At 57.8% G+C, this 1,947-nt stretch carries 3 protein-coding genes and 2 pseudogenes; all 5 read right to left on the bottom strand.

Going from position 1 to position 1,947, the window contains the following annotated elements; translation table 11 throughout:
- Positions 1–616: 616 nt before the first annotated feature.
- On the bottom strand, positions 617–808 hold the full coding sequence (locus EOA22_RS31860) for a hypothetical protein (protein ID WP_063170821.1): 192 nt from the start codon (positions 806–808) through the stop codon (positions 617–619).
- Positions 805–945, bottom strand: coding sequence for an entericidin A/B family lipoprotein (locus EOA22_RS31865; protein ID WP_032809501.1), 141 nt, complete (start codon positions 943–945; stop codon positions 805–807). The genes EOA22_RS31860 and EOA22_RS31865 overlap by 4 nt, the downstream gene beginning before the upstream one ends.
- 12 nt (positions 946–957) lie before the next feature.
- Positions 958–1,146 carry a hypothetical protein gene (locus EOA22_RS31870; RefSeq protein ID WP_063170820.1) on the bottom strand — a complete coding sequence of 63 codons (189 nt, stop codon included), beginning with the start codon at positions 1,144–1,146 and terminating at the stop codon, positions 958–960.
- A gap of 133 nt (positions 1,147–1,279) precedes the next feature.
- A pseudogene (locus EOA22_RS39225) lies at positions 1,280–1,414 on the bottom strand (alpha/beta hydrolase); the annotation flags it as partial.
- Between the two features lie 170 nt (positions 1,415–1,584).
- Positions 1,585–1,947, bottom strand: a pseudogene (locus EOA22_RS31880) (hypothetical protein); the annotation flags it as partial.

The following is a 1,947-nucleotide window of genomic DNA, read 5'->3' on the forward strand; positions in this document are numbered from 1 at the left end:
CTGTAGGTCCATGGCCATCATCGCCTCCACGGAAGGACGGTGACAGCATTCCAACTCCCATTGGAATTCGGCGTTCCACACATAAACAAAAAGGCCCGCCACCTCTCGGCAGCGGGCAGTGTAGGTCGCTAGGATCACCCAGCGGTACCTAAAGTACACCCCGCCTCGCCAAAAGGGAAATGTTAGGCATCCCTAATGGACGATTCGGACCCTGGGGCTGACCGTGGGGTATCAAATCCGAGAATATCCTGCGGGCCAGGTGATAGCGGAATACCGAGCTGGGGCCCCGACATCCTATTGCGCCGCCGCACAGGCAACGAAAATGCCCGTGACGCTAACCGATCCGGAAACTACTTTCTTGAGGTGACCGATGAGAGCAACGGGAGGGTGTTCGCCTACCAATACGCCGATTTGCTCTACTGAGTGGCTTTGAGCAGCGGCTGCTGCTTCACCTCCGGGCCAAAACCGGCCGCTCCCATTCATAGCCGCAACGGGCTGTCCTAGGGATAGTTGGACTGGACGGTGTGTTGATTCACCCCTGCTGGATGGCTGAGGTGCAAAACCATGCAAACCACAATGCGCGGATACGCGACAGAAAGCCGTTGCATCGTCGACTTTATTCAAGCCGGAATTCAACCGCATGCTTGTCGGCCTCACGAATGAGGCCACTGTCCATGGCGGCTTCGAACGCCTTGGTGAAATACTGATCATCGGAGGCCTCGTGATCCTGCTGCGCAAGATCGATCGGCAGCGCTCCGATCACGCGGCCCGTTGTCTTCTCGATAACCGTGACGGTCCTCTGCATCATGGTTTGTTGACCGTGTCGTCGACTGCGTTGGCCGTTGCCTTGACGTCCCGGCCGACGCCTCGGACGGTGTTGGCGCAGGCCGCAAGGGCAAAGGCACAGGCAAGAATGACAATCGGTGTGATGCGTAGCAGTTTCATGGACGGGTTCTCCTATTTGTGATTATCAAGTCCGCTTTGCCGTATCGCACCTGTAACCGCCATCACCTTGTTGTGGGCGGCCGCTTCATCGGCGGTGTCAAAGGGCGTTGCGATGTCATCCAGAGCCAGTATCACAGCCAGGAACGGAAGGCCGATCAGCGGTGGTGCGTAGACAACGTACGCTGGGCGGGCATTCTTCATCGCCCATGTAGCACCATTTGTCGGTCAGGACCTAATCCACCTCGCCGACTTCCTGCACCACCGTGGCAAGCGATTCTTTCTATAGGAAACAGCCATGATTTTTCCTGCCGGGTAGCGATTGGGGTATGGTCGTGGAGAAATCTGCTGACAGCAAGTCCGCGACCTGGCCCCAAGTCATATGCGTGCGAGGATGGCCATGGATCAGAAGCAGAGGCGGCCCAGATCCGCCATGCCGAAGCCTTATAGGCCCGCCCTCGGTTTCCAACATTTCAAGCACGAAGTTGTCGAATCTGCCATCCTCAAAAATGGGCGGTTGTCGGCTTGAAGAACTCCTTGAGCATGGATTGGTTCAGGACGTGCAATCGCGACTGCAGATCGTTTCGGCTCCCGGTTAGCTTTCGCTCAGGGCTCATTCTGGACGCGAATGGCTAGACGGATTTAACGGAGCAGGCCCTCGTCGTCGAACGCGTTCCAGCCCTTCAACTTGGGCCGGGGAGCGTCATCTCTGGGGTTATTCCCGGCACCGCGAACCTTCTCGCTACCCTTTCCCGCCCGCGTCAGGGCAGCCTTGCCGGCGCCACGTCGCCTGTTCTCTGTAACTTGCTGCGCGTCCTCTTCACGCCAAAGGCTTGGCAGATCACGATCAAGGATGTCCTCGATGTGCCTGGGATCGAACACGTGGAAGGTGACGGCCTTGGATCGACCGCGCATCTTCACGGTGCGGGTGCCAATGCTTTGCAGCCGTCCGTTTTTCAGCCACTTGTGACGCTCACGCGAAGAGATCGCAAGGATGTCTTCGGC

The organism is Mesorhizobium sp. M7A.F.Ca.US.014.04.1.1, from assembly GCF_003998745.1.
GTDB classification, from domain to species: Bacteria; Pseudomonadota; Alphaproteobacteria; order Rhizobiales; family Rhizobiaceae; genus Mesorhizobium; species Mesorhizobium ciceri.

Coding starts and splice junctions, on each gene's coding strand:
- EOA22_RS31860 (WP_063170821.1), bottom strand. CDS start 808: ATGATGCAGAGGACCGTCACGGTTATCGAGAAGACAACGGGCCGCGTG.
- EOA22_RS31865 (WP_032809501.1), bottom strand. CDS start 945: ATGAAACTGCTACGCATCACACCGATTGTCATTCTTGCCTGTGCCTTT.
- EOA22_RS31870 (WP_063170820.1), bottom strand. CDS start 1,146: ATGAAGAATGCCCGCCCAGCGTACGTTGTCTACGCACCACCGCTGATC.